General features: G+C 46.7%; 27 protein-coding genes. 19 read left to right on the forward strand and 8 right to left on the reverse strand.

What is annotated here, in order from left to right:
- Positions 1-13: 13 nt before the first annotated feature.
- Positions 14-907 (reverse strand): hypothetical protein, encoded by an 894-nt coding sequence (locus PODO_RS02450; RefSeq protein ID WP_036682532.1) that lies wholly within the window; start codon positions 905-907, stop codon positions 14-16.
- A gap of 460 nt (positions 908-1367) precedes the next feature.
- Between PODO_RS02450 and PODO_RS02455 the strand changes: the two genes are divergently transcribed.
- The 5 genes from PODO_RS02455 to PODO_RS02475 all read left to right on the forward strand — a co-directional run bounded on the left by PODO_RS02455 (position 1368) and on the right by PODO_RS02475 (position 5680).
- Positions 1368-1571 (forward strand): CsbD family protein, encoded by a 204-nt coding sequence (locus tag PODO_RS02455; RefSeq protein ID WP_036682530.1) that lies wholly within the window; start codon positions 1368-1370, stop codon positions 1569-1571.
- Between the two features lie 167 nt (positions 1572-1738).
- Positions 1739-3151, forward strand: a complete 1413-nt coding sequence (locus PODO_RS02460) for an ATP-binding protein (protein WP_038568513.1) — start codon at positions 1739-1741, stop codon at positions 3149-3151.
- A gap of 95 nt (positions 3152-3246) precedes the next feature.
- Positions 3247-4521, forward strand: coding sequence for an MFS transporter (locus PODO_RS02465; protein ID WP_051491245.1), 1275 nt, complete (start codon positions 3247-3249; stop codon positions 4519-4521).
- A gap of 19 nt (positions 4522-4540) precedes the next feature.
- Positions 4541-5206, forward strand: coding sequence for an oxidoreductase (locus PODO_RS02470; protein WP_038568515.1), 666 nt, complete (start codon positions 4541-4543; stop codon positions 5204-5206).
- A 93-nt stretch (positions 5207-5299) separates the two neighbouring features.
- A complete protein-coding gene (locus PODO_RS02475; protein ID WP_036682524.1) occupies positions 5300-5680 on the forward strand; it encodes a RidA family protein in 381 nt (126 codons plus the stop codon).
- A gap of 93 nt (positions 5681-5773) precedes the next feature.
- Here the strand turns inward: PODO_RS02475 and PODO_RS02480 are convergent, their stop codons facing one another.
- Complete coding sequence (locus PODO_RS02480) at positions 5774-6538, reverse strand: TspO/MBR family protein (protein WP_038568517.1); 765 nt, start codon at positions 6536-6538, stop codon at positions 5774-5776.
- Positions 6539-7001: 463 nt separating this feature from the next.
- On the opposite strand from PODO_RS02480, the gene PODO_RS02485 reads away from it, so the two are divergent.
- From PODO_RS02485 to PODO_RS02495, 3 genes are all read left to right on the forward strand, one after another.
- Positions 7002-10088 (forward strand): DEAD/DEAH box helicase, encoded by a 3087-nt coding sequence (locus PODO_RS02485; protein ID WP_036682521.1) that lies wholly within the window; start codon positions 7002-7004, stop codon positions 10086-10088.
- Between the two features lie 33 nt (positions 10089-10121).
- Positions 10122-10913: a hypothetical protein gene (locus tag PODO_RS29810; protein WP_052096738.1), complete on the forward strand. Its 792-nt coding sequence runs from the start codon at positions 10122-10124 to the stop codon at positions 10911-10913.
- 138 nt (positions 10914-11051) lie between these two features.
- The gene (locus tag PODO_RS02495; RefSeq protein WP_038568519.1) at positions 11052-12203 is read left to right on the forward strand and encodes a WD40/YVTN/BNR-like repeat-containing protein; all 1152 of its coding nucleotides are present in this window, start codon (positions 11052-11054) and stop codon (positions 12201-12203) included.
- 362 nt (positions 12204-12565) lie between these two features.
- On the opposite strand, the gene PODO_RS02500 is transcribed toward PODO_RS02495, so the two are convergent.
- The gene (locus PODO_RS02500; RefSeq protein WP_051491247.1) at positions 12566-13255 is read right to left on the reverse strand and encodes a GTP pyrophosphokinase; all 690 of its coding nucleotides are present in this window, start codon (positions 13253-13255) and stop codon (positions 12566-12568) included.
- A 243-nt stretch (positions 13256-13498) separates the two neighbouring features.
- On the opposite strand from PODO_RS02500, the gene PODO_RS02505 reads away from it, so the two are divergent.
- The 4 genes from PODO_RS02505 to PODO_RS02520 are packed head-to-tail and all read left to right on the forward strand — an operon-like array spanning position 13499 to position 16113.
- Positions 13499-14290, forward strand: a complete 792-nt coding sequence (locus PODO_RS02505; protein WP_036682517.1) for a zinc ribbon domain-containing protein — start codon at positions 13499-13501, stop codon at positions 14288-14290.
- 40 nt (positions 14291-14330) lie between these two features.
- Positions 14331-15149, forward strand: coding sequence for a TrmB family transcriptional regulator (locus tag PODO_RS02510; protein ID WP_036682516.1), 819 nt, complete (start codon positions 14331-14333; stop codon positions 15147-15149).
- 25 nt (positions 15150-15174) lie between these two features.
- A complete protein-coding gene (locus PODO_RS02515; RefSeq protein ID WP_038568522.1) occupies positions 15175-15477 on the forward strand; it encodes a hypothetical protein in 303 nt (100 codons plus the stop codon).
- 42 nt (positions 15478-15519) lie between these two features.
- The gene (locus tag PODO_RS02520; RefSeq protein ID WP_038568524.1) at positions 15520-16113 is read left to right on the forward strand and encodes a xanthine phosphoribosyltransferase; all 594 of its coding nucleotides are present in this window, start codon (positions 15520-15522) and stop codon (positions 16111-16113) included.
- 113 nt (positions 16114-16226) lie between these two features.
- Here the strand turns inward: PODO_RS02520 and PODO_RS02525 are convergent, their stop codons facing one another.
- From PODO_RS02525 to PODO_RS02535, 3 genes are all read right to left on the reverse strand, one after another.
- A complete protein-coding gene (locus PODO_RS02525) occupies positions 16227-17183 on the reverse strand; it encodes a diacylglycerol/lipid kinase family protein (RefSeq protein ID WP_052096739.1) in 957 nt (318 codons plus the stop codon).
- Between the two features lie 113 nt (positions 17184-17296).
- Positions 17297-17635, reverse strand: a complete 339-nt coding sequence (locus tag PODO_RS02530; protein ID WP_036682511.1) for a DUF4870 domain-containing protein — start codon at positions 17633-17635, stop codon at positions 17297-17299.
- Positions 17636-17728: 93 nt separating this feature from the next.
- Positions 17729-18757 carry a serine hydrolase domain-containing protein gene (locus PODO_RS02535; protein ID WP_244886417.1) on the reverse strand — a complete coding sequence of 343 codons (1029 nt, stop codon included), beginning with the start codon at positions 18755-18757 and terminating at the stop codon, positions 17729-17731.
- A 431-nt stretch (positions 18758-19188) separates the two neighbouring features.
- On the opposite strand from PODO_RS02535, the gene PODO_RS02540 reads away from it, so the two are divergent.
- From PODO_RS02540 to PODO_RS02570, 7 genes are all read left to right on the forward strand, one after another.
- On the forward strand, positions 19189-19377 hold the full coding sequence (locus PODO_RS02540) for a hypothetical protein (protein ID WP_019913840.1): 189 nt from the start codon (positions 19189-19191) through the stop codon (positions 19375-19377).
- Between the two features lie 403 nt (positions 19378-19780).
- Positions 19781-20827, forward strand: coding sequence for a cytochrome c oxidase subunit II (gene coxB, locus PODO_RS02545; protein WP_038568530.1), 1047 nt, complete (start codon positions 19781-19783; stop codon positions 20825-20827).
- Positions 20828-20953: 126 nt separating this feature from the next.
- Positions 20954-22801, forward strand: a complete 1848-nt coding sequence (gene ctaD, locus PODO_RS02550) for a cytochrome c oxidase subunit I (protein ID WP_052097403.1) — start codon at positions 20954-20956, stop codon at positions 22799-22801.
- Complete coding sequence (locus tag PODO_RS02555) at positions 22798-23424, forward strand: cytochrome (ubi)quinol oxidase subunit III (protein WP_038568531.1); 627 nt, start codon at positions 22798-22800, stop codon at positions 23422-23424. Before ctaD ends, PODO_RS02555 begins: the two co-directional genes overlap by 4 nt.
- A gap of 5 nt (positions 23425-23429) precedes the next feature.
- A complete protein-coding gene (locus tag PODO_RS02560) occupies positions 23430-23756 on the forward strand; it encodes a cytochrome C oxidase subunit IV family protein (protein ID WP_036682505.1) in 327 nt (108 codons plus the stop codon).
- 85 nt (positions 23757-23841) lie between these two features.
- Positions 23842-24762, forward strand: a complete 921-nt coding sequence (gene ctaG / locus PODO_RS02565) for a cytochrome c oxidase assembly factor CtaG (protein ID WP_038568534.1) — start codon at positions 23842-23844, stop codon at positions 24760-24762.
- Positions 24763-24788: 26 nt separating this feature from the next.
- On the forward strand, positions 24789-25253 hold the full coding sequence (locus PODO_RS02570; protein ID WP_036682502.1) for a DUF420 domain-containing protein: 465 nt from the start codon (positions 24789-24791) through the stop codon (positions 25251-25253).
- Positions 25254-25605: 352 nt separating this feature from the next.
- On the opposite strand, the gene PODO_RS30865 is transcribed toward PODO_RS02570, so the two are convergent.
- Positions 25606-25764, reverse strand: a complete 159-nt coding sequence (locus tag PODO_RS30865) for a hypothetical protein (protein WP_218918666.1) — start codon at positions 25762-25764, stop codon at positions 25606-25608.
- The gene (locus PODO_RS32105) at positions 25742-25864 is read right to left on the reverse strand and encodes a hypothetical protein (protein WP_254924601.1); all 123 of its coding nucleotides are present in this window, start codon (positions 25862-25864) and stop codon (positions 25742-25744) included. The genes PODO_RS30865 and PODO_RS32105 overlap by 23 nt, the downstream gene beginning before the upstream one ends.
- Positions 25865-26127: the final 263 nt, after the last annotated feature.

Here is a 26127-nt window from a genome sequence, read left to right on the forward strand (position 1 = left end):
AGGTCCTGCGAAATTATTTCGCGCCTTCGAGTGCTTTTTCTGCAAGTGTAAAATATTCACCAACATGAATACTCACGCCGGAAATTGCATCAGTTTTGCCTTCAGCATCAAGCGTTGGAGCAACACCTTTGTTTTCAAGGAAGTATTTTTCAGCCAAAGCGATTTCTTCATGCCATTCAGCAGAAGCGCCGCCAGCTTTCATACCATATTTACCATCAACGGAGAATTGCTTCTTGTCATCGCCAGCAGCATTCAAACCACTGAATTTAACAGCTACAACATTACCGTTAGCAACAGTCAGGTCAACAGTGGATTTCCAACCGGATTCAGCGTCCATTTCGCCTTCAGCATGGTAGCCTCCGTCTTTATATTGACCAGCTTCTACTGGACCAGCAGCAAGAGCAGCTTGAGCAGCTTTTACAAAGTCAGATACGTGTACGGATACACCAGAGATGGCATCAGTTTTCCCTTCAGCATCAAAAGTTATAGCTGCTGGATCTTGTTTTTCGATCAGGAATTCTTCAGCTTTAGCTGCTTGCTCGTGCCATTCAGAAGAAGCACCGCCAGCTTTCATGCCATATTTACCATCTTCGGAAACTTTTTTCTTCAGGTCGCCTGCAGTGTTAACGTTAAAGGCATCCCAGTCAGCTTTAGTGATCTTTCCACCTTCTACAGTTAAGAGTGCGAAATATTGCCAGCCAGTTTTAGCATCAACGTCAGCAGTACCGTAGTAAACTCCGTCTTTGTACTGTCCAGCTTCAGTTCCAGCGTTACCGGAATTTGTTGCAGGAGCAGTTGTTTCAGCTGGTGCGTTAGTAGGGGCTGCGGCGTTGTCTGTGTTGTTACCACAACCTGCGAGCAATCCAAGGATAAGTGCGCTCGACAAGATAACAGAAGCTTTTTTCATTTCAAATGACCTCCAAAAATATAGTTTAAAATATATATATTAAAATGTAAAACATTTTAATAGTCGAGCGAAGTGATAAAAATCACTTTATAAATGATATTTGTCACTTTAATCTCATGCGTTATTACCCATTTGTAACAGTATCTTGACTTATATCGGCATACATTAGGAAAAAATTTAATGATGTTGTTTTATCTCCGATGGCATTCTAGCACATGGACTAGGAAAACCATTGTGAAATAAATCACTTAAAAAATTAAATATTTAATTTATATCTGGATTATATCAAATTTTAAAAGATTTGAATACATATATTTAAAAATATATGTGACAGAATACGACTTAATTTGCGAATGTCTTGAAATGTGGAAAGATTCATAGCGAATGGGGAAGGGTAAGTAAAGGTAACACGGGATAACAATCCTACCCTAATTAATTCAGCTAAGGAGATGAGCTTATAATGGACAACAATGTATTTAAAGGAAAATGGAAACAGCTCAAAGGCGAGGCCAAGAAGCAATGGGGCAAGCTTACAGATGATGATCTTGACGTAATTGACGGTGAAAAGGATAAATTAGTAGGTAAACTACAAGAACGTTATGGACATACGAAAGAAGACGCGGAGAAAGAGTACCAAACCTGGGGACGTTCCTACCGCGATTAATTCATTACTAATGACGTTAATATAAAATTCCAGAAGAAGAGCGCAAATCGCATCTGATTTGCGCTCTTCTTCTGCGTCCATGGGCGTTAGTTATCGAATGGGGCTTTAGTATGGTAGTATTATGAGATGAAAGTTGTATTTTATTTTGCCGAGGTGGGAGTGAATCTATGGGTTATCTTAAAATATTTTTTGGAAACACCGCAATGCTAATAGCTGTAGCCTATTTGGCTAATCTTATATATAAAAACACCATTTCAAATGCAAGTGTAGGAATAAAAAAGGTAAGCTGGGTATTACTGGCCATTTTTGCCGGGTGGATTAGTACTCTTTTTGGATATAGGCTGGGTGAGCATGTGATTTTTGATTTACGTTTTGTGCCACTTATTATATCAACGCTGGCTTATCCGCATCCTTTCATTCTTGTTTTGATCGGTATAGGAACAGGTCTTACACGGTTAACTTTTGGAGTAAATGAGGCGGCGATGGCCGGAACCATTAATCTGTCCATTCTAGGATTTGTTTGTGCTGCGCTTAGCTACTGGGTCAGACGATCTAACTTATGTATGGTGAACAAAGGTTTGATCGTGATTCTAGTCATAAATGTAATGAACGCAATCAACATTATGGTGTTTGGTGTGATCCCCGCCCCAGAGTACATAAAAGAGATTATGCCGATTACTTTCCCTGCCGGATTGATTCTAAGTGTTCTATTCTCCTTAATTATCCGTGACTTTCAATTGGGTCTCTTGCGGAATGGACAGATTGAGCGTGCTAATGAACAGCTGTCTGCCCAGACGGAGGAGCTGCATAAGAATAAGATCGAGCTTGAAGAGCGTGCCGATCAGTTAATGATGGCTTCGCAATTTAAATCGGAATTTCTGGCAAATATGTCTCATGAGCTTAGAACGCCACTGAATAGCATTATTAATTTATCGCAATTAATTGAAGACAATGATAATTCTCTTACGGAAGCAGAAATGAGGGAGTATGCAGCTATTATCCGCCGTTCTGGTGAAGAATTATTGATGATTATTGGCGATATATTAGATCTGTCCAAAGTGGAAGCAGGTCGATTAGATATTATTAATGAAGATTTAAGTGTTAGTGAGATTCCAGAGATTCTGGCTATGCAGTTCGCTGTGACAGCGAAACAAAAAGAACTGGAATTTAATATTGATATGGAAAAAAATGTTCCACAAATGATTCATTCCGACCCGCAGCGGATTCAGCAAATCCTGCGCAATTTGCTTTCTAATGCTTTTAAATTTACAAAGTCTGGCCATGTCGCACTCCGTATTCGTCAAGAGGAACGTGGGGAAAGAGCTATTGTGAAGCATTGGATTGTATTTGAGGTAGAAGATAGCGGTATTGGTATTGCACCAGAGAAGCATGCCATGATCTTTGAAGCCTTCCAACAGGCGGATCGAACAATTAGTCGAAAATATGGCGGAACAGGATTAGGGCTTTCTATTAGTAATGATTTGGCCAGACTGCTCGGAGGTTTCATTACTTTAGAAAGTGAGGAAGGTAAAGGGAGCCGTTTTTCGCTTTATTTACCCCTCGAAATCATAGAAGAGTAAGCTCCAATATTATTTGTTAATTTGGCGTATTGACAGTAGATTGATGCGGAGTAGAATGAAGCAAATGCCGCATCAAAGGAGTGTTACCCCTCTCTATGAACAACATGGAAACTAAGCACACAGTTACTAGTTCAAAGCGTGTCCGTAAAACCTCAGTACATCGCAGAAATTTGCGCATTGCTACCTGGGAAGGTGTGCCATCGACCATTTTCCAGGTACTGCTGCAAGGGCAGTTTCTAACAGGATTCCTACTATATTTAGGAGCCACTTCAAGTCAAATTGGATTTGTGCTAGCGCTTACCACCTTGGTTAATGTGATGCAGATCGGGGTAGCTTTTTTGATTCAGAAGCTGCCAAGCCGCAAATGGGCTATGGTTACTTTTATCGGCCTGCATAGGATACTTTGGAGTTCTACGGGGCTAATTCCGTTTATTTTTCCTAAAGAGTATTGGGTCATGGCTTTTATAGCCTTATATACTACTGCATTTATTGCCAATACGGCGGGTGGTGTGCTGTGGAGCTCTGTGATCAGCGATCTTGTTCCAGCACGTGTGCGCGGACGTTATTTTGGGATTCGTAATACGTTCCTGAATGCACTCGGTAGTCTGGTAATGTATGGTGGGGGTATCGTTTTGGATCGTTATCCCGGGAGCCATGGCTTTCTGATTCTTTATATTGTTGTGTGGATCTTCGCGATCTCTAACGTCGTTGTATTCTTTTTTTATCCCGACGTGCCTTTCGAGAAATCGGAAGAACATAAATTTTTGCCGATGTTTAAGAAACCGCTTAAAGATACTTTATTTATGAAGTCTACTTTGTTTCTGGCCGCCTGGTTGCTGCTGCAGAATCTAACTGTTCCGCTATATTCGTATGTCATGTTGCAGTTACTTCATATAAATTATGAAACGTTATCACTGCTTAATGTGTCCCAGACTCTTTTTATGATGGCCAGTTTCTACGTTTGGGGCAATCTAAATGCAAAATATAGCAATAAACGTCTGTTGTTCTTTACGTTGCCGATTATTGCCTTGTCCTCTTTAATGTGGGGACTCTTGTCTGTGCTGCCGATGCTGTTGGTGTTGTTTGCCGCTCATATTGTTTTTGGTGTAGGTGTAGGCGGTTTCAACCAGCTGGCCTTTAATTTTATTATTGGGGACACGCCGAAAAAAGAACGGCCTATGTATATGGCGACCTATGCGGCGCTTACGGGTTTATCATCCTTTTTTGGCCCGCTTATCGGGGGACAGTTGTATGAAAAAATTGCCCACTGGCCGCAATGGACCCAAGTATACGGTATGCAGTTGGTAGTGGGAACGCTTATGATTGCTCTTGCCTTCCTGCTGGGCCGTCGTATTCTAAAGGACGAATAGAAGTAAAGGGGACTATTCCATGTTAAGGATTGCGTTGGTATTAGGGGCTACTGGGTTAGTAGGGAAAGCGGTTACGGAGGAATTGCTGAATCGTGAAGGTTGGGGTGAGGTGAGAGTGCTTGTACGGACTCCATTAGCTTTAGAACATCCCAAGCTTAAGCAAATCGTTGTGGATTGGGAGAACCTGGCGGAGTATAGCGATTCGTTCGAAGGCGTTCATTCCATCTTCTGTTGCCTCGGGACTACGATCAAGAAGGCAGGTTCACAAGAGAAGTTCGAACGTGTTGATCTGGATTATCCGCTTGCAGCTGCTACTATTGCGAGAGATCACGGTGTTAAACAGTTTTTGGTTGTTTCATCCATGGGGGCAGATGCCAAATCGCGCAATTTCTACAGTCGGACTAAGGGTAGAGCAGAGGAAGCGTTAAGCAAAATCGGTTTTCAAGGGCTGCATTTGTTTCGGCCATCCTTGCTGCTGGGTCATCGTGAGGAATTCAGACTGGGAGAACGCGTCGCGGCTAGATTGATGAAAGCGCTGGAGTTTGTAATGGTTGGCAAAGCAGCTAAATATCGTGCCATTCCTGGTGTAACTGTGGCGAGAGCTATGGTTAACATTGCCTCTGCTGACACGCATGGTTTGCATATCTACACGAATGAAGTAATACATGTGATTGGAAAACGATAAGTTTTTCGGGCTGCTAATAAATTTGCATTACGGTGAGAACAGGACTTACAATGGACAATAAATGATCAGCGTTTAATGGAGAGGGGTAACAAGATGAGTAAAAAACAAGTAGCTACTACAAAAGCACCTGGAGCCATTGGTCCTTATAGTCAAGCCATTACCACCGGTAGTTGGGTATACACTTCAGGACAGCTGGGCCTTAATCCAGAGACAGGGAATTTGGCTGAAGGCGTTCAGGAACAAGCTCGTCAAGCACTTAGCAATGTACAAGCTATTCTTGAGGAGGCTGGTGCATCACTGGATCATGTAGTGAAGACCACTGTATTCCTAAAGGATATGAATGATTTTGCAGCAGTTAATGAGGTTTACAGCACCTTCTTTAAAGAACCTTATCCTGCCCGCAGTGCCATTGAGGTTGCCCGTCTGCCAAAAGATGGCCTTGTTGAGATCGAAGCGGTAGCGCGTAAAAAATAAATATGATTTCGCACTTCTAAATTAATCTACAAAAAAGGCAGGCTCAGAAGGATCACCTTCTGAGCCTGCCTTTTTATAATATCAAAAGGACAATCAGTATCTGCTGTATCTTCTGCGGGGTGTGAGCAATAGCCAAATGCTGTAGAGCAGCAGAAGACCTGCCGTTATTGTGCCCGTCACAAAGACTGCATTAGCCTCTCTATGTTCCAGGGCAATCGCGATGAAAGCCCATACGAAGACCAGAGGATAGATGCTGTCTCGGTTAGGATAGCTGACTAACACCGCAAGCAGTGTCCCCACGCAGAGCATGATCACAGCCCAGGTTATCCCGCTAAGTCCAAATCCATCCCAATGATTTTTCTCTAGAACAACGCTAACATTCACGATAGTAGCCACAGAGATCCAGCCAAGGTATATAATAAAGGGTAGCTTGATCAACCATTTCTCACCTGAAGTAGGATTTGCGATCTGGCGCGATTTGCGATAGATAACAATGATTGAAATTAACATTAACACCATGGCAATCAATGAAAGCTCGATGTATAGATACTGCCAGAGGAAAAGCCAGCTCATATTAAAAACACAGCTCAGGATAAACCAGAACGAAATAACTCGTACAGAATCCCTAGAGCTTGTATAGGAGCGGAATTGATAAATAACGAAACCGGCTAACAATAAATAAATCAGCGACCAAATGGAGAAGGCATAGCCAGCAGGAGTCATGTAAGTCTTATATTTGTCAGAGATCTCTCCTGTACTGTTTCCGCCCAAAGGCAAGGTTACCGCCAGCACATTTACGATAATTACACCCACAAAGAATACGAGGTTCCACCATTTATAAGGATTATAACGTCTCAAATTATTCACTCCCTAGCTTTTTTAATAGGGTGTTGCTTATTTAGAATATACCCCTTTTTGGCACAATTAAGACTATAAAAAGAAAAGAAGTGACTAGTGAGTCATAACATTCTTGGATAGCAGGGCAGTAGTGCGGGGTATTTTAAATGAATCAAATTACTGGGTGTTTCTATATCCTTCAACTTTATTTCATAAAAATCTACAGAAAATATGCAGAAATGTTTTTAAATCAGCGCTTTTTCGTATAAGATGAAGAGATGAAGATTCAAGAAAATATAAGTTTTGTCCTAGTTCTTTATCCTTATATTTACCGCAGGAGTGCATCCCCTCTCTAAAAGAGGAAGAGGCGGCTTCTACTTGTATAGCTTCAAAATTTATTTCTCGCGGAAAAGGTTGCAGTTACCCTTCCTGATGGTGGGGGGCTGGTTCTTTTTTTGCTTGCTTAAAAGACAGGAGATCACCGATGACTAAGCATCTGTATGCAATATGGTTAGGGGACGTTTTATTTTGCTTCTCTGGCGAAACTTCGGAGCCGAAGGTTGACGCTTGGACTCGCGTAGTGAAGCGGATGGAGCTACAGGGAGGAGTGCGTCCTTTTGCAACTGCTGCTCTGCGTCTGGCAGAAGTGAAATATCCGGCTCCCCCTGTAGAGGGGAAGCCAGCCCGGCGCGGATTGCCCGGACGAACGTTCGAAGGGCTCGCCTTGGTTCCTAGCGATGCATTTCAACTGCTTCTGGCATGGGATGAGACGTTATGCCGAGATCAGGGAGTGGAGCCAGGCGGCGAACTGCGTTACTGGGCAGCAGCGGCACGTTTTGCGCTGGAGCTGATGGGTACAGGCGGGATTACGCCGGGAGCCTTGCCACCACGCCCCGTGGGCTCACGTCGCCGCGGCGGAGAACAGGCGGCGACAGTCTGCTGGTCGCCAGCTTTCCGAAAGCAGGAGGACAAAGAGATCTTTTTGCAGCTGGCAGCATCCATGCCTGTTCTTGCACTAGGAACGCATATCGCAGAGGCAGGGGATCTATCCTCTCGCGATGAGGCTGGAGCTTATGTGCTTTACTCCTTTATGCAGGCTGTAATGACTGCTGAGATAAAAAAGGTAATTGCGGGCATTGAAAGTGAGTTAACCCCTTATAAAGCAAATTATCGCCGGGGTTATTCTCCTTTAACTGAACTGTGGTGGAATAGCCTTCTCACTGGAAGCCGAGATATACCCGTGCAAGGAACTCCAGCAGAGGTGACGGACCTTTTGGTCACTGTGAACGAGACCGCTGGCAGCGATGTGCCACATTCAGAGCCAGAGGAAGCGCGGAGCGGGCAGCTGGGTCTTGGGCTACGGCTGGAGCCGCCAGAAGACAATAATGAAGTCTGGCGGTTAACCTTCTGGGCGGAGAATAAGGAAGAAGGGGAATTCTGGTTTCCCGCCAAATCGATCTGGAGCAGTAAGGAACGAGAGTTTACGTTATGGGGGAAACGCTATCGCAATATCCAGCAGCAGCTGCTTATAGCGCTGGGCCGGGCTGCGAAGATATCGCCGGATATCCAGCGCGCTCTTGCTAAGCCTGCGCCTACGGGGGCAGATTTGGAACCAGAACGTCTTTATTTCTTTTTGAAGGAGACGGTGCAGCAGCTGCGCGATCGGGGAATAACGGTGCAGATGCCTTCGCGCTGGAGCCGTGAAGGACGCCGCCGCATTGGCATGAAGATGAAAATGCAGCCAGGCGTGAACGGGGGCGATAGTCCTGCGCCCGCGGCTCTGGGTATGGAAGAGCTGATCTCGTTCCGTATTGAGGCCTCGCTTGGAGAAAGTGCGATTAGTGAGGAAGAACTAAACGCATTAGTAGAGGCTGGCGTACCTTTTGTACGTTTCCGCGGGGAATGGATCGAGATAGATCCTAAAGAAATCCGCCAGGTTCTTAGATATATGAAACGCCATGAAAACGGAGAAATGACTGCCGCGGATTGGATGCGCCTAGAAGCCGAGGATGGTGAAGATCGGCTCTGGAAAGGAATGTCCGTCACTGGGATGGAGACATCCGGGCTGTTGGCATCGCTTATGCGCGGAGATGTATTACGTAATCTTCCGGTGCGTCCCGTACCTGAAGGTCTGCATGGAACTTTAAGACCTTATCAAGAGCGGGGTTATCAGTGGCTGGCCGAGCTCAGTGGTCTGGGTTTTGGGGTATGTCTCGCCGATGATATGGGTCTAGGTAAAACGGTGCAGGTTATCACCTGCCTGCTGGACCGGGCGTTAAGTGCTCCCCCTGAAGAGAAGCAGGAGCCTGTGCTGATTCTCTGCCCAACTTCGCTTCTTGGCAACTGGCAGCGGGAGCTGCAGCGCTTTGCTCCTTCGCTTAATGTACACATACATCATGGTGGACGCCGTGTTCGGGGAGATAGCTTCTTAGAACTGGCAACCAGTCATGATATCGTACTGACGACCTATCACTTGGCAGGGCGTGACAGCGAGGATTTAGCTAATGTTCAGTGGTCAACAGTGGTGCTGGATGAAGCTCAATATATTAAAAATCACCGTACGAAGCAGGCGCAGAGTGTGATGAAGTTATCAGCGCCGCATCGCATAGCTATGACGGGTACTCCGGTAGAGAACAGACTTGGCGAGTTATGGTCTATTTTCCACTTTTTAAACCCGGGCTATTTAGGAACCTATCATTCCTTCCGGCAGCGTTATGTGTCTGGGGAGGGTGGGGAGCGTCTGCGGGAGCTGCATCGCTTGGTATCACCCTTCCTGTTGCGGCGTCTGAAGAGTGATCCGGATATTTCTAAGGATTTACCGGAGAAGCTGGAGTTGAAGTCTTATTGCCCGCTGACCGAGACCCAAGCTGCCCTGTATCAGGGTGTTGTGGATGAAATGCTCGGCGTGATCGGGGAGAGCAGTGGTATGGCTCGCCGTGGACTGGTGTTATCCTCTCTGACGAAGCTGAAGCAGATTTGCGATCATCCTCAGCTATTCCGGAAAGAAGAAGGTCGCAGTCCGCGTAATGAACATTCCGGTAAAATGGAGGTTATGTTCGAGGTGTTGGACAGTATTGCTGAAGTTGGCGAATCTGTGTTGATCTTTACGCAATACGTAGCGATGGGTGAGCTGCTGGTGAGCAAGCTTACTAAGCGTTATGGTACATCGCCATTGTTCCTTCACGGAGGGATTCCAAAACGAGAGCGTGACGAGATGGTGCATGATTTTCAAGAGGGCAAGGGTCCATCCTTCTTCGTGTTATCTCTTAAAGCGGGCGGAGTAGGTTTGAACTTAACCCGGGCCAATCATGTTATTCATTACGATCGCTGGTGGAATCCGGCAGTGGAGAATCAGGCGACAGACCGGGCTTTCCGAATTGGACAGGATAAGAATGTTCAAGTTCATAAGCTGATTTGCCAAGGAACACTGGAGGAACGTATTGACGAATTAATTGAGCGGAAGAAAAGCCTTTCGGAGCAGGTTGTTGGTTCTGGTGAAACATGGTTGACCGAGATGTCTAATCATGAACTGAAGGAGCTTATTGAACTGCAGGATCAGGATTGGATGTAAGGAAAGACATGAGCAATACGGAGGGATCAAACAATGAGTGAACTGTTAGAGATGCGGCTGGAAGTTGTGCCTGGATTAGTAAAAGCAGCATGGACGACTTCGCCCGGGAGAGTGACGGGAGGGTCGCGGGCAAAGGGTGAATGGAATGTCGGTACTTCTGCTGTTCCTCAGGGACAAAGACCGGAGCGACCTCTCTCTCTGAAGGTTCCAGTATGGCATGCTGCCCGTAGAAAAGAAATATTGCGGCGTCTGGCGCTAAGTCCGGATGAGGTATTTGCATTGTTGCAGGGGAGATTAACGGGTGGGCTGGCGGAACTGGATCTTCTGCCTACAGATACAGAGCTGGAGCAGGCCCTCTTTGAGGGTGAAGGGTTAGAGGATCAGGCGGAGATTCTGCAGCTTATAAAAGAACGACTTGCTGAAGAACCGCTGCTGGCGCTTTCTCTGAGAGGATTTACTAAGGGAGAACTCCTGGATGGAATATTTGCCCTTTGGGCTGAAAGTGATATAGCTGCCGATGATTCTGAGACAGAGGCAGCCCCAGTTAGTGAGCTTGCAACGGAATTAGCACGGCTAGAGCGCAAGGGCCCCGCAATTTCCTCTGGAGAATGGCTTGCAGAAGCGGCTGCTGAAGGTTCGCTTCACCAGCCGGGACCGCAGTTCCATGAGATTACGGCTAGGCCATTTCCTTCATCGCCGGTAGTAGCAGCGGTAACGGAAGACTGGGGAGCTTTGCTGCCTCAGACACCTAAGGCGCTAGAAGGCCTAACTTTGATTATGAATCGAGTAGCAGAAGCTGCTGCCCGTCGAGCAAGTAAGGCGTAATTAAACAGCAGTGGAGTTTAGAGAAGCCGCATCCTATCTGAGGAGGCGGCTTCTTTGTGTAAAGCTTCTGTAACCTTTTACTATTAAACTCTGTCTATGATTATAGAATAGAAGGAAATGGAAAAAGGAGGATTTCATTTGAGACTATATGCCGTTTTTGCCCCGATAATCATTGCTGGGTTATTTCTGCAATCCTGCATGGTAAACGATAAGCTTGGTTTAGATTCGAGTATTGGGACAAATACCGCTGAGCTGAAGACGGATATGAATTCTTTGCAGGGGTATCCTGCTAAATTTAGCATGAATGACATAAAGCATGGGTGGGGAATAGACGAGACTGGATTATGGACTACGAACGATGGAGGGAGTAGTTGGTACCATCCGGACAGCAATATCGTTCCTATTCCACAAGAAACAGGCATCTTTGCCGCAGCAAGCTTTTTCCTGAATGCCACAAATGGCTGGATTATAAGTAGTCATGGTATGGGTCAACCTGTCCTGATCTATCATACCTCTGATCAGGGCCAGACCTGGAAGGAGACAAAACTTCCCGTCACGGAGGATTGGGAGCAAGGATACAGTGGCGGATTTATTCATTTTATCGATGTGAATAACGGGTATGTGCTGCTGGATTCAGAACCTGGTCTCGGGATGATGGAGAAATCCTTGTATCGCACGACAGATGGCGGGAACAGCTGGAAGCGAATCGGAAATCTAACGGGGAGTATTAAAGCCTATCCAACAGGGATGACCTTTCAGGATTCCCGGAATGGCTGGATCACCTCCAGCAACCATGGGCAAGAATACATTTTAACGTTCAGAACTTCGGATGGCGGGAAGAGCTGGAAGCCGGAACAATTAAAGAAGCCGGCTGCTATGGCAGCATTTACTTACAGTAATAGTTATCCACCTAAATTCTCAGGCAAAGACAATATGAAAGGCATCCTGCCGCTGGAGATTGTTGACGATGGGATTCGAAGTATGGTGTTTTACACAAGTGATAACGGAGGTAGGACATGGAAGCCGGGCCCTCAATTGCTCGGTACTGAGGCGGTGAGAACAACATGGCTGAACGCTCGGGAAGGTTGGGCCTTGCAGGAGGGTGGTAAACTGGTGGCGACTGTCAACGGGGGTGTAAGCTGGAGGATAATTGCTACTTCGCAGCTATTCACAAAGGCAGAGAATATTCAGTTTGTTACGCCGAAAAACGGTTGGCTGGCGGGTCCTGAATTTCTACAGACCACTACAGATGGTGGCGTTACATGGAAGCCTTTGGTTGGCAAGCCTTGAGGCTGAATACAGCGGAATGCCGGATGTAATGATTAGCCGTTGAGGCTTAGGGACCCAGGGGGCGTTATTTACACATTTACCGCCTATCCAGCATGTTTTCGGACTCCAGTGCAGCTATTTCATATAAAAGGGCACAAATCTGGTGTTTTTTATGTCCATAGCGACTTTGGGGTCCGTTATTATGCAAAATGGAGGATTATTCTGTGAATAAGATCGGCTGTGTCCGATAACACCTTGCTTCGGCGGCGAAGGGTATCGATCAAACGGCCTAATCGATTAAAAAGAAGGGGGTGTCCCAGCAGCCATTGTCATGGCTTATGAGACATCCCCTTAATTTTTGAGAAATGTAGAAATATGAAAGCTTAAACCTGCCCGCCGGCAGGGGATTCCCCTTCTGCAAGTTCCAGAATCTCACGGCGCAGGCGCAACATTTTTTGATCCAGTTCATCGGCGGCGCGTGCGGCATCCTTCAATTCCTCAGCAACATGCGAAGGGAGCTGTTTATCGAATTTATAATACAGAATATGTTCCATACTTGCCCAGAAGTCCATGGCTAGGGTTCGCAGCTGTATTTCTGCTTTGACCCAGCGTGTTCCTTCCAGCAGGACGAGCGGAATAGCGACGATAAGATGCAGGCTTTGATACCCATTCGGCTTGGGATGGGCTATATAATCTTTGATCTCCAATACGCGTATGTCTTCGCGTGTGCTGAGGTGATCAACCAGACGGTAAATATCTTTAACAAAAGCACATACAATCCGCATACCTGCAATATCGTGAATGTGCTGCTCCATATTTTCCAAGTTGAACTCGAAACCTTTGCGCTCCATCTTTTGCAGGATGCTCTTGGGTTCTTTAATTCGGCATTTAACATGTTCGATGGGACTGAAGCCGTCACGGACCTGCCATTCCGTTTTGATCACATCGATTTTATTCTCAAGATCATTTAGTGCATGGCGATAGAGTGCTGGCAGAGACTTAAACTCATTGATAAGATTTGTGAAATCCTCGTTATCCTGCCAATGTTGCAGATCCTTAACGTGTACCTGCATCTGTTTTAGCGTAAGCTGTGTGCTGTCATGTTCTTCCACTGAAACTCTCCCAATTTCGTTATTTGTGATTAATTCTATTTTAACCGATGTAGAACCCCTGACGCAAAATAACGTCTGAAATCAGTGAAAATAAGAATTTATAGGAACATTCTCCGCTAAATCGCGTATTAAAGCACATTAATGAATCTGTTCGATACATTTGGTATGATAGAATCACGTATCGCTGGAGAGGGAGGAACTGTAATGAGTTTTATGAAACGAATCAAAGATAGTGCGAGCCGGGTTACTGAAAAAGCACAAAGCTCTGTTGAGATTGGCAAGCTGAACGGGCTTATTTCCGATATTGAACGTGAGATGGAAGTGGAATTCACGAAAATGGGCAGGCTTTTTTATGAAGGGTATCGCACTAAGGATATGTCGGTAGCTGAAGGCAAAATGGTAGAACTGGCACGGACCTGTTCCAAACTTCAGGAAAAAATCGAAGTCCAACGCGCAAGGATTGCTGAACTGAAAAATGAACGGTTATGTTCTTGCGGCAATGTTGTGGCGCTCGATGCAAACTTTTGTCCAAAGTGTGGAAGTAAGCTGGAGGAGCTAACCACTTCAAGAAAGATTCCTTCACCGCCCGTATTCGTCAAAACTGTGGATGAGGACGAAGAGGATGAGGATCAATACTATGGTGCAGATGAGCTAACGGATGAAGAGAAGGAGATTGCAATGAAGCTCCATCCGCAAAGTATGGTGTATTCTGAGATTCTGCCTTCAGAGGATGATGAGCTGCCATTGGAGGAATATGCGGCGAACGAACATGACATTGAACGGGATCGCAGACATGCTGATCAGCTGGAACGGGAAAGACAAAGACAGCTTGAGCTGGATCGTCGCATCCGCGATTGGAATGCGAATGAACATCAGGAGGAGTCCGCAGTCACCCAGGACAGTGGTGTACGTGATATGATTAAGTGTCAAATCTGTCGGAATGAATTGCCAAAGGGCTCCTTATGGTGCCCGCGTTGTGGATCGGAGCAAATATAGTACAGATATCAGTCAGCTTAGGGCTTAGGGGGACAACAAGATGGAACAGCTGCTGCTGCATCTGCGCAATCTGGGCTTCACGGAGATGGAGTCCAAAATCATGGTCGAGCTTGCGACTAAAGGTCAGGCTTCTGGCTATGAGGTTGCCAAACAGCTCGGAGTTTCAAGATCAAATGTGTATGCGGCGCTTCAGCGCCTAACACAGCAGGGATATGTACGATGTGGTGAAGGAGAGCCTGCGCGGTATAGTGTTCTCAATCCGGAGGAGCTGGCGACGATGATCTCGGGAAGAGTTCAAGCTTCGCTGGCTTATATGGAAAGTGAGATGCCTCGCGGGGGGCCTGTTAGTCCTTCTTTTTATAATGTAGAGGGCGACCGCAATGTAATGGGGGCGCTGATTCGCCAGCTTAACATGGCAGAGCAGGAGATTGTAGTGGATATGTGGCGCGAGGAAGCGTCGCTTCTGCGGAGCGAACTTGAACAGGCCGAACTGCGTGGCGTTAGGCTTTTATGGGCTTTTGACGGTGGCAATGCTGCTGCTGCCTCTTACCCGGTATGGCCGTCATTCGGAAAAGATTCGCAGCGGGCGGATGGACGGAAGTTCTCATTTGTGATCGACCGGAGCTGGTGTATGCTGGGGATGCGTTATGATGATGGATCCGCACAAGCAGTGGTAACAGAGCACCCGGTGTTAGTGGAGCTGTTGTTGAATCATTTTACACAGGAAATGGTCTTATTCGAGCTGGAGCAGGATATGGGCGCAGAATTAGTAGAGCGTTATGGAGAACGTTACAGCAAAATTCATAGCAAATATGTTATGTATGATCAAGGCGATGATGGGGAAGAACAGGCGCAGTAGTTATTATCATAGGGAGGTGAGAAGCATGGAATGTATCGTTCATTTTGAAGTGGTGCACAATGATGGTCCTAAGAAATTGCGTGGACTATTGTTTCTGGATAAGGGAGCATCTCCTGGAGAAGCAGAACTGGTCGAAATGTTTAAGGATATGAATTTTAACGTGAGACTGGAAGACCGCGAGAAATTGATTTTTAAACCGGTAAATCCGGGAGATTTCTTGGAGATTCGAATTACGGGTTATGATAACGGTCAGGAAAAGAGCAAGGATGATCATAATTTAAAATCGATCGTTGGAAATTTATTGCCTCAGAAGCCGACAGGCCTGTAATGTGGGGAGAATGGATTCAATGATGGGAGAAGGAGGAGCACTATGGAGCTGTTGAGACAAAAGGTATTGAAAGAAGGTATTGTACTCGGGCAAGGAGTGCTCAAGGTGGATTCTTTTCTGAATCATCAGATGGACCCCTTCCTGATGCGCGAGGTTGGCCGTGAGTTTATCCGCCGGTTCGCTGGCGAAGAAATTACGAAGGTGCTGACTATAGAATCCTCGGGAATCGCTCCGGGGATTATGACAGCATTAGAGCTGGAGGTTCCGTTGATTTTTGCCCGTAAGCAGAAATCGCTGACGCTGATAGAAGACATTTACGTGGAGAAGGTATACTCCTTCACGAAGAAAGAAACGAATGAAATTACCGTTTCGAAGAAATTCATTGCTCCCGGAGAACGGGTGCTGATTGTTGATGATTTCTTGGCGAATGGTGAAGCCGCCTTCGGACTTGCCCGTATTGTTGAGCAGGCGGGCGGAAGTGTGGTTGGAATTGGCATTGTGATCGAAAAAGCGTTCCAGCCAGGGAATCGGCTGCTGCAGGAAGCGGGATATCGCGTAGAATCACTTGTGCGTATTGCTTCACTGGAGGACGGAAGAGTCACTTTCGTGGAAGACGAGGAAGAGCCTCTTGTTTGAGGCTTTAGGAATGAATGCTCAAACAAAAGCTATAGGATATACAAAACAGCAAGCGAACTGGTAATGAACCAGTCGCTTGCTGTTTTTTGTGTGTATGGTATGCACGGGTCAGGTTACCCGTTGCTGCCGCATGCCGCTGCAGTGTCGACGGGCAGCTGTACGCTGTCCGCCGCCAGCGGCGATAGCACCCGCAGCGCCCCCGGCTCGCAGCGAACGGCCAGCGGCCCTTTGCCCAGACTCTCGCCGTCGCCGATCGCAGGCCGGGCCTCGGCAAAGCCTACGGCTACGCTACGTCCGCGCAGCATAGACACGAAGGGCAACGCCACATGCTTGCCCTTCAGTACCGTAGGGAACAGCCGCAGCAGCTGCCCGCGGCTGCACCCGTGCACGACGCAGACGTCGAGCTGGCCGTCATCGGCCTTTGCCTGCGGGCAGATCAAAAGCCCGCCGCCGTAGCTGGGCAGGTTGCAGATCGAGACCAGCCATGCCTTCTCGAAGGCATGCTCCGTGCCGTCGCAGACTACGCTTACCCGGCAGGGCTTGAACGTCATCAGCGTATGCAATATGCCGATGATATACGCCAGCTGGCCTGCTCCAATGGCATTGCACAGCCGTTTGTAACGGCTGGCATTCACATTCTCAGCCACCTGAGCATCAAAGCCGTTGGCAACGGCTGTTACGGTCAGTCCGTTTGCTCCTGAAAGCAGGTCTGCTTCGATATACCGCTCACTAAGGGCGGCCTCCAGCGCGGCTTCTATCGAAAGCGGGATGCCGAACCCCCGGGCGGTGTCGTTGCCGGAGCCGGCAGGAATCACGCCCATGGGGATATCTTTACCGCAAAGTGCACCCAAAATGCTATGGAGCGTGCCGTCACCACCGATTACAATCACAGCTTTCCAATCCTCGCGATGCTTTAGTGTATTTAAAACAAGGGCTTCTGCACCCTCTACGCTGTGCGTAAACAAGGACATGAAAGGCAGCGAACGCTCCTTCATGAGCGCCTCTACAGTATGCCAGGTCCGGCCGCCTGCTCCCCCGCCGGAACGTGGGTTTATGATAAATAGATACATATAATTTCCTCCAGCCTGTAGAATTCCATTGATGCCCTTTCTACATTGTAAGGAGTGGATGGGCAAAAGGGAATACTTTTCAGCGATCAGAGGGACTGCTTTTTGGGGGGGGATTACAGATGGCGAATCTGACTTTCTGCGATATCACCTGCCCAAGGGAGTTTGTACCACCTGCCACTTAAGGCATGGTAGATCATTAGCAGCCACACTCCAAAGCTGCAGAGAGAGACGAGTGCACTCATCAAGGGACCGAGGAAAGGGACCAATCCGGTTAGAACGTGGAGGATCATCAGCACTCCGAAGGTAATCAGTGATTGCAGCGAATGGAACAGCACAAAGCGGCTGCGTTTCTCCAATGCGAGAAAGACGACGCCGCCGAGAAAAGGGAAAAAGTAACACAACGCGCCCGCTATATTATCGGGCAATCCGGTAGATGATTTAAAAGGGGACAATAGGCTCACTCTCCTTCTGCTTGGAGAAGAAGGGGCTTGATTGTTCGAATCCTTCTTCCTTACAAGCCTATGACTTGTCAGGAAAAAGTATGTTTAGCTCATTGAAGGGAGAACATACTTTTCAAGCAGCTTGCGTGGGTTCTTCCAGTTGTTTGTCTTGCTCTCTGCTGTAAAGACCACGACAGTATCCAGATTGGGGAAGAGCAGAATCTGCTGCCCGCCATGCCCGTGGGCGAGTTTGTAGGGCTGCCCGCTCATCGTACCGATCCAAAACTGATATCCGTAATCACCAAACGCTGGATATCCCTTAGTTTGAGCGGTAAGTGCATCCTGCAACCAATGCTCTGGGATGATTTGCTGCTCTGCAAACACTCCATTATTCAGCAGGCAGATTCCGAATTTAGCCATATCCCGAGAGGTTAAGTGCAAGCCGATATGGCCCATGCTATGTCCTTCGGGACTAGGTAACCAAGCGGTATTAGCCATTCGGAGTGGAGTAAATAAATGCTGTGCTGCATAGGAAAATGCATCAAGACCTGTAGATTCACTAATCATCATCGAGATTAGATGTGAGTCGATGCTTCGATATTGGAACTGGCCGATATGTTCTGGAATAATGTTCAAGCTAAGGCCAAAGGAACCCCAGCGGCGGCTGCGATGGAGGTTCCGGACGAGAGGTTCACCGAGCTTCTTCCCTGTGATCCAGCTAAAGCCGGAAGTCATGGTAAGAAGATGACGGAGTGTGATTTTTGAGAGATGTGGGGAGTGAAGGTATGGAATATGCTTGTGAAGTACCTCAGATACAGAAATATGGAGATCAGGCATCTCGCCACGGTCGATAGCGATTCCCGTAAGGACACTGACAAAACTTTTGGTAGCAGAACGGAGATCATTTAATGCTCCAGCATGATGGTCGTTATAATAACGTTCGAAGATAAGGTTGCCATGGCGCACAATAAGTATGCTATGCATCTTGGGATATTCTTTTAGGATAGCTTGATGGGCTTGTTCAAGACCCTCCCGGCGTGTAGCTGTGTCCTCTGGCGTTGCGGTAGTCATTACGGGAATTACAGGCTGGACCATAACGATCTCCTTCTCATTTGTTGATAAATGCAGTTTCACTTGCTGTATTGGTTATTATATTTTAACCAGTTTGGAGACATATGACTTACGAAGAGAGTTGTAAAAAAATAATATTTTCCAAATAGTACATTTTACAAGGAAAGGTGGAAGTTAATCCGGAATATGATACAATATAACGATAAGGCCCGAAAGGAGTGATTCAGTAAGTGGCTCTTCGGGTAATAAAAGTGTCAAGGAGCTATCGTTCATCAGGCGTCCTTACTCTCAGCCCAAATCACGACGAACCTGCTTCACCGGCAAGGCGGTGTTTCAAAGGCTAGACATAGCTTTAGATTCCACGTTTTGACGGATAGTGCAAGCCACGTATGTGTAATGGATACTTCACTTGCATTCGAGGTTACGGCGTACTTTTCATCATGCATTCTCTACAACGGAGCATTCATTTTCAATGTTTTGGGAGGGAACTGATCATGGCAAGTAAAGGTCATAACGAAGTCAAGGAAAGTCTACGGGAAATGACACGCATTTTCCGGCCCAAAGATCCCAAGAAATTCGTAAAGGAGTACGTCCGAAAGTATCGGATTACAGGAGGCTATGAAGAGGAACTGACCATGGTCGTGGAACACGAGTTGGTACGGATGAATTCATCCGTCTCCTAGCTAACAGATACGTTTGTCACTTGCTTAACTTTAGACATCATTTTGAGTAATAACATCCACGAGGATTCTTATAAACCGTGCCCGAGCAACTTTTGTTGCTGGAATCGGTTTTTTTTGTATGCCCATTTACGAATAAGGAAAAGTCTTCCTCATAGAATAGTCAAATGAATTAATAGACACATTTTAAAGTGTATGCGCTTTCTTTATTATTTTTTATTTGTTTGCGTTTTCATAAAATGCCATCAAATCCAGATGGGACAAGGGTTTATTGTGTCGAAAATTACAATGTGAACTAGTTGTGAACGATTGACAAAACTTTCCCTTAAACTTATATTAATAGTGATTGTTATAATTGACAGAAAAAAACAGGAATCTACGAAATCGGGAAAAGCGGGGTAGATCAATGATGAAAACGTGGCAGGCTGTAAAGCGACTCCTTCCCATGACCGCTATGTTTGGACTCTTTCTTGCCGGGTGCGGTCGTGAGGACTTGTCAGTACTCAGACCACAGGGACCTGCAGCAGACAGATCTTACGGATTAATGGAGCTGTCGATCAGCATTATGATCGTGGTGCTGCTGATTGTCTTTACGATTGCAGCTTATGTACTGATCCGCTTCCGCAGAAGACCGGGTCAGAATGAAATCCCTGAGCAGGTTGAGGGCAGCATTAAACTTGAGATTCTCTGGACAGTTATTCCGCTTATCCTTGTTGTAGTACTGGCCGTGCCAACGGTGAAAGCAGTGTTTGCCGCTGGAGATGATCATTCCAATGACAAGAATGCGATCAAGGTTAAAGTAACCGGCCACCAATACTGGTGGGAGTTTGAGTATACCGATTATAAGGTAACTACAGCACAGGATCTGATTATTCCGGTGGGCAAAGATATCGCCTTTGAACTGGAAACTAAAGATGTGCTGCACTCCTTCTGGGTCCCTTCTCTTTCCGGTAAAATCGATACCAACCCAGCTGGAACGATTAACCGCTTTAGCTTTAGTGCGCCTAATGAAGGCGTTTACCGTGGGAAATGTGCGGAGCTATGTGGGCCTTCTCATGGATTGATGGAATTTAAGGTGAAATCAGTTAGTGAACAGGAATTTCAGAAGTGGATTGATTCGATGAAAACGCCTGTCGCTGTGCTGCCGGAGGATCCTGCTTTAGCTGAGAAGTTCAAAGCGGCATGTCTGACTTGCCACGCTGTAGGCGATCAAGGGATTAATAATGCGCCGAACTTGACCGGAATTGGTTCTCGGGAGTCGATTGCTGGAATTCTGCTCAACGACGACACGAGGGAAGATGGTGCGCCGATTGAAGAGAATCTCAAAACCTGGCTGCACGACCCGCAATCCGTAAAACCAGGCAATCTGATGCCTAACCCCAAAGATCTGGGCCTGAGTGATGCTGAGATTGATGGCATTGCAGAGTATCTGGCCAACTATAAGCTGGACTAATGCCTTAGCCTAAAGGCGGGCGGAACTTTCGAAAAGGGGGGACGAACTTTGGCTCAAGCAGCGCATACCTTGAATTCATCCAAGCCTCTGGGGCACGGCCACAGTGTGAAGCGCCATACAGGACTTATGGATTGGCTTACTACCGTCGATCACAAAAAAATCGCGATTTTGTACCTATGGGCCGGAGGATTGTTTTTTGGCATCGGGGGAATTGAAGCGCTTCTGATTCGCTGGCAGCTCATCAAGCCGATGAATAACTTTTTGGATGCACAAACGTTTAATGAACTCATAACCATGCATGGTACGACGATGATCTTCCTCGGCGTCATGCCAGTCATCTTCGCACTCATGAATGCCGTCATTCCGCTACAGATCGGTGCACGTGACGTAGCCTTTCCTTTTCTAAATGCACTTGGTTTCTGGACCTTCCTGTTCGGCGGGATTCTACTGAATCTTAGCTGGGTTATGGGTGGCGCTCCTGACGCCGGGTGGACCGCCTACACCCCACTATCTACGAGTACATACAGCACTACACACGGTGTAGACTTCTATACGATCGGCTTACAAATTGCCGGATTAGGGACCCTCATCGGGGGGATTAACTTTCTAGCCACGATCATTACGATGCGTGCACCGGGAATGACCTATATGCGGATGCCGATGTTCGCCTGGACCACATTTATCACTTCCGCCATTATTTTGTTTGCTTTTCCAGCAATAACAGTAGGTTTAGTACTGTTGACATTCGACCGGATTCTCGGAGCCAATTTCTTCGAAGTTGGAGCCGGAGGAAGTCCAGTGCTATGGCAGCATATCTTCTGGATATTTGGTCATCCGGAAGTTTACATTCTCATTCTGCCTGCCTTCGGGATTATTTCCGAGGTCATCCCAACCTTTTCGCGTAAAAGACTGTTCGGATATAGCTCCATGGTGTTTGCAACCATCTTGATCGCCTTTTTAGGCTTCATGGTCTGGGCTCACCACATGTTCACAACTGGACTTGGACCTGTAGCTAACGCGTTGTTCTCCGTATCAACGATGTTAATTGCGGTTCCTACCGGGATTAAAATTTTTAACTGGTTGTTCACGATGTGGGGCGGGCAAGTACGTTTCACAACCCCTAACCTGTTCGCTGTTGGATTTATTCCTACCTTCACTATGGGGGGAGTAACTGGAGTGATGCTGGCGTCCGCACCTGCTGACTTTCAGTTCCATGATACGTATTTTGTCGTAGCGCATTTCCACTATGTTATTGTTGGTGGCTTGGTGCTTGGCCTGTTCGCAGGTCTGCACTACTGGTGGCCGAAGATGTTCGGACGGATGCTGAGTGAGAAGCTGGGCAAGTGGACTTTCTGGACGTTTATCATCGGATTCCATCTGACCTTCTTTGTACAGCATTTCCTTGGGCTTATGGGGATGCAGCGCCGCGTATTTACTTATTTACCTAATCAGCAATTTGATTTCCTGAATCTAGTCAGTACCATCGGTGCAGGACTTATGGGTGTCGGTATGATTATTTTCTTGGTGAACATCCTCCTGACTTCCAGAAAACCAGCGGATGCAAGCAATGATCCGTGGGAGGATGGACGTACATTGGAATGGACCATTCCTTCACCGCCGCCAGAATATAACTTCAAGCAAACACCTCTTATTCGGGGGATTGATGCCTTCTGGAAAGAAAAAGTAGCAGGGAATAAAGGCATGACACCAGCAGAGCCGGTGGGCTCAATTCATATGCCGTCAGCAACGATTTTACCGTTTACGATGTCTATCGGAATTTTTATTGCTGGGCTTGGCTTTATGTTTAGCCGTGATGAATTCGGCAATGCTTTTATGAGCTTCCTGTTTAATAATTATATCGTTACAGCCATCGGTCTTATTATTACATTTGGATCCATGCTGATGCGTTCACTGTATGATGATCACGGATGGCATATTGAACCTGAAGAGCTGGAAGGAAGTGAGCGGACATGACAACGGCACATGCAGAAGCTTCTAAGGATACCTTTCCGCACGAGCCGGAAAAAGCTACGCTCGAAGGACGCAACAAGGTACTTGCCTTTTGGTTGTTTCTAGGCGGCGAAGCGGTATTGTTCGGCACGTTGTTCGCTACTTTCCTCGCACTGCGTAATCAGACGAATGAGGGGCCTTCGGCGAATGAACTGTTTCACCTGCCGCTTGTAGCCGCTGCAACATTCATCCTGCTGGTAAGCAGTCTGACGAGTGTATTCGCTATTCAAGCAATGCACAGAAATCGGCCGGCACTGCTACGGAATTGGCTTTTAGTTACTGTAGGTTTAGGTTTAGGTTTCCTGGTTTTGGAGATCTATGAGTTTACTCAATATGTAAGACACGAAGAATTCGGAATGACCACAAGTGCATTCAGCTCGGCATTCTACACACTGGTAGGATTTCATGGTGCGCACGTAGCCTTCGGGATCGCTTGGATCTCCATCTTGATCGGGCAGCTCGCCCGCAAGGGGTTAACGGTTGTTACTGCACCAAAAGTGTATGTGTCAGCCATGTACTGGCATTTTATCGATGTAGTATGGGTCTTCATCTTTACGGTTGTATACCTACTCGGAAAGGTGGGCTAGGCACTATGACGACGGATCAGCATATGCCAGATAGCGGCGGGTATAAGCAACGTCATCGGCATGAAGGACCACAGAAACATATTGTTGTCTTTATTTTCTCCATTGTCTTAACATTGATTGCTTTCGCTGCTGTTGCGGCTGGGGGCGTAAATGCAACCTTTGCGATTATTTTGCTGCTGGTAATGGCTGTTCTTCAGGTGATTGTACAGATGGGCTTCTGGATGCACCTAAAAGATAAAGGGCATCTTCTGCCGATTCTCTTCATGCTGGGCGGCTTCTTTATCGCTGGGACCTGTATTGTTATGTCGCTGTATTGGGTTTGGTGGAACTAACGGACAATAATGAAAGAGGTGGGCTGCGATGCCCCCTCTTTTTGATGTTTAGATATAAGAATTCCTGCGCTAGGAGGTTGGGATTATGCTGGGATTAGAATACTTTAGCTTTGCTGAACTATGGAGTCCGCTTTTTCTAGCGGTAATGCTGCTGCTGACAGCAGGTTATTTTGTGTGGATTGGTCCGATTGCTGGGCGTTATGCCGATTCAGTTACGGTGCCATTTTGGCGTAGAGCGTTATTTGTCTGTGGGATGCTTGCCCTTTATCTGGCACAAGGAGGACCCATTAGCCTCTTAGGGCATATGATGTTTTCCTTCCACATGGTCAGTATGGCCTTGTCTTATCTGGTAGCGGTGCCGCTGATTATGCTTGGAATTCCAGATTTTATCTGGCGCAGGATACTAAAGGTGAATCCGCTTCGGCGGTTATCTTTTTTAGCTCATCCGGTAGTAGCTGCTCTATTGTTTAACGGACTTTTTTCCTTGTACCATATTCCTGTTATTCATGATTATGTGATGCTGCATTTTACTGTTCATCGTATTTATTACATTGTTTTGTTCCTGACCTCTGCTTTAATGTGGTGGACACTGATTAATCCGCTGCCGGAACATCGTATGGCGAGTGGGCTTGGGAAGATTGGGTTTATTTTTCTGAACATGGTATTGCTGACGCCAGCTTGCGGGCTGATTATATTTGCCGATCATCCGCTCTACGCCACTTACAGTGATCCAGAGACTTGGGCGCGTGCTATGGGCTATTGTATCTCGGGTGACCCCACTGTTTTACTTCAGAATTTTGGAGGTCCTGCATTCTTTGAAGTGATGTCGCCGAAGGTGGATCAACAGGTGGGAGGCATCGCGATGAAGTTCATTCAGGAATTTATTTTTGCCTCTATGCTTGCTTATGTGTTCTATCATTGGTATAAAAAAGAGAACGGACAAGACGACGATGAATTGTCGACGCCATCCTCAACACTTCAGGAGAGCAACTTGAACCGTGCATAACTGGTAGACTGCCGAGGGGGAGAATCATGGATATTTTCACAGTGTTCCCGACCATTAGTACGTCATTCATCGTGCTCAGCGCGGTGCTGGTGGCTATAGGTTGGTGGCTCATTATCAAGGGCAAACGCGAGGCGCATAAGAAAACGATGATTGCTGCCGCTATCGCTGCGCTGCTGTTTTTTATTGTTTACGTATCGAGAACGTTGTTTGTGGGGAATACCTCATGGGGCGGTCCGGATGAACTGAAGACGATTTATCAAGTGTTTCTGATCTTCCATATCGTCCTGGCAACCGTAGCTGCGGTATTCGGACTTACTACGTTAACTCTTGGTTTCAAGGCGAAGTATTCCAAGCACCGTAAGTGGGGCAGAGTGACATCGATAATTTGGTTTATCACAGCGATTACAGGCGTTATGGTGTACGTGCTGTTGTATGTTTTGTATCCAGGTGGACACACCAAGCCGGTGTGGGAAGTTATTTTGGGTGCGTAAAATAAGTGCTTGAATAGAGCACAGAGTTTAGTGCGTTGAGCGAATGAACAGCACTAGAGTAGCAGAGTCGTAAATAGTTATGAAATAAGCCTATATATCTGCATGTTCCTGAGTAGGGATTGCGGGTGATGGGCTTATTTTGGTTTGTAGAGCTTCGGGATCTGTCCTGAAATTGAACGAAGCTAGCTCGAAAAAGACGTAATCAGGGAAAACCTCCCTGAAAATGAACGAAATTAGCTAAAAAAGGCCATAATTAGGGAAATCCTCCCTAAAATTGAATGGAATTAACCCAATAACAGAGTAATAGCTGAATTTTTAGGGAGGAATTCCCTAAAAGCTCGTAATCTAAGCTCTATTTGGCTGATTTTAGGGAGTTTTTCCCTAATGTTTCTATTCCGTCCGGCAGTCGCCCATATCCCACACCTGAAACTGCACTAGCAGCCGAAACGGTATCCCGCACCCAAACCGCACCATCCGCCATACCCGCATCACACAATCGGAACTGCACCATTCGCCGCGCACGCATCATACCCCCGAACTAGCATCCCACATCCGAAACCCCCGCCCTCACTCGAACCCGAACCTGAACCACTATCCGCCCCGATACTCACCACCCGCCTCCTTCAACGCACATCACACCAACACGTTGCATAGAAGCAGAGAGTGAGCTCTTACTAATTCATTCCACTGAATGAATTATCTAATAAACTCAATTATCCCAGTTACATTCGCCCCGTAGCATTCTGCCTCAATTCCCCCTCATTGTAGTTAATCTCAATAAATAAGCGGTACCTAACGTCTGAGAGTATCTCCATAAACTTGAAGTATGAGGTTGCCCAAACCTCCTATTTCTTTTGAATAATTTCCAGTTACA

The sequence above is a fragment of the Paenibacillus odorifer genome, assembly GCF_000758725.1.
GTDB classification, from domain to species: Bacteria; Bacillota; Bacilli; order Paenibacillales; family Paenibacillaceae; genus Paenibacillus_AQ; species Paenibacillus_AQ odorifer.

What these genes read in the sequence shown, in the direction of transcription:
- PODO_RS30865 (WP_218918666.1), bottom strand. Translation starts at nt 25,764, where the DNA reads ATGGTGCAGTTCCGATTGTGTGATGCGGGTATGGCGGATGGTGCGGTT.
- ctaD (WP_052097403.1), top strand. Translation starts at nt 20,954, where the DNA reads ATGGATTGGCTTACTACCGTCGATCACAAAAAAATCGCGATTTTGTAC.
- ctaG (WP_038568534.1), top strand. Translation starts at nt 23,842, where the DNA reads ATGCTGGGATTAGAATACTTTAGCTTTGCTGAACTATGGAGTCCGCTT.
- PODO_RS02560 (WP_036682505.1), top strand. Translation starts at nt 23,430, where the DNA reads ATGACGACGGATCAGCATATGCCAGATAGCGGCGGGTATAAGCAACGT.
- PODO_RS02500 (WP_051491247.1), bottom strand. Translation starts at nt 13,255, where the DNA reads ATGCAGGTACACGTTAAGGATCTGCAACATTGGCAGGATAACGAGGAT.
- PODO_RS02510 (WP_036682516.1), top strand. Translation starts at nt 14,331, where the DNA reads ATGGAACAGCTGCTGCTGCATCTGCGCAATCTGGGCTTCACGGAGATG.
- PODO_RS02515 (WP_038568522.1), top strand. Translation starts at nt 15,175, where the DNA reads ATGGAATGTATCGTTCATTTTGAAGTGGTGCACAATGATGGTCCTAAG.
- PODO_RS02475 (WP_036682524.1), top strand. Translation starts at nt 5,300, where the DNA reads ATGAGTAAAAAACAAGTAGCTACTACAAAAGCACCTGGAGCCATTGGT.
- PODO_RS02460 (WP_038568513.1), top strand. Translation starts at nt 1,739, where the DNA reads ATGGGTTATCTTAAAATATTTTTTGGAAACACCGCAATGCTAATAGCT.
- PODO_RS02455 (WP_036682530.1), top strand. Translation starts at nt 1,368, where the DNA reads ATGGACAACAATGTATTTAAAGGAAAATGGAAACAGCTCAAAGGCGAG.
- PODO_RS02555 (WP_038568531.1), top strand. Translation starts at nt 22,798, where the DNA reads ATGACAACGGCACATGCAGAAGCTTCTAAGGATACCTTTCCGCACGAG.
- PODO_RS02470 (WP_038568515.1), top strand. Translation starts at nt 4,541, where the DNA reads ATGTTAAGGATTGCGTTGGTATTAGGGGCTACTGGGTTAGTAGGGAAA.
- PODO_RS02570 (WP_036682502.1), top strand. Translation starts at nt 24,789, where the DNA reads ATGGATATTTTCACAGTGTTCCCGACCATTAGTACGTCATTCATCGTG.
- PODO_RS02540 (WP_019913840.1), top strand. Translation starts at nt 19,189, where the DNA reads ATGGCAAGTAAAGGTCATAACGAAGTCAAGGAAAGTCTACGGGAAATG.
- PODO_RS02450 (WP_036682532.1), bottom strand. Translation starts at nt 907, where the DNA reads ATGAAAAAAGCTTCTGTTATCTTGTCGAGCGCACTTATCCTTGGATTG.
- PODO_RS02505 (WP_036682517.1), top strand. Translation starts at nt 13,499, where the DNA reads ATGAGTTTTATGAAACGAATCAAAGATAGTGCGAGCCGGGTTACTGAA.
- PODO_RS02465 (WP_051491245.1), top strand. Translation starts at nt 3,247, where the DNA reads ATGAACAACATGGAAACTAAGCACACAGTTACTAGTTCAAAGCGTGTC.
- coxB (WP_038568530.1), top strand. Translation starts at nt 19,781, where the DNA reads ATGATGAAAACGTGGCAGGCTGTAAAGCGACTCCTTCCCATGACCGCT.
- PODO_RS02485 (WP_036682521.1), top strand. Translation starts at nt 7,002, where the DNA reads ATGACTAAGCATCTGTATGCAATATGGTTAGGGGACGTTTTATTTTGC.
- PODO_RS29810 (WP_052096738.1), top strand. Translation starts at nt 10,122, where the DNA reads ATGAGTGAACTGTTAGAGATGCGGCTGGAAGTTGTGCCTGGATTAGTA.
- PODO_RS02520 (WP_038568524.1), top strand. Translation starts at nt 15,520, where the DNA reads ATGGAGCTGTTGAGACAAAAGGTATTGAAAGAAGGTATTGTACTCGGG.
- PODO_RS02525 (WP_052096739.1), bottom strand. Translation starts at nt 17,183, where the DNA reads ATGTATCTATTTATCATAAACCCACGTTCCGGCGGGGGAGCAGGCGGC.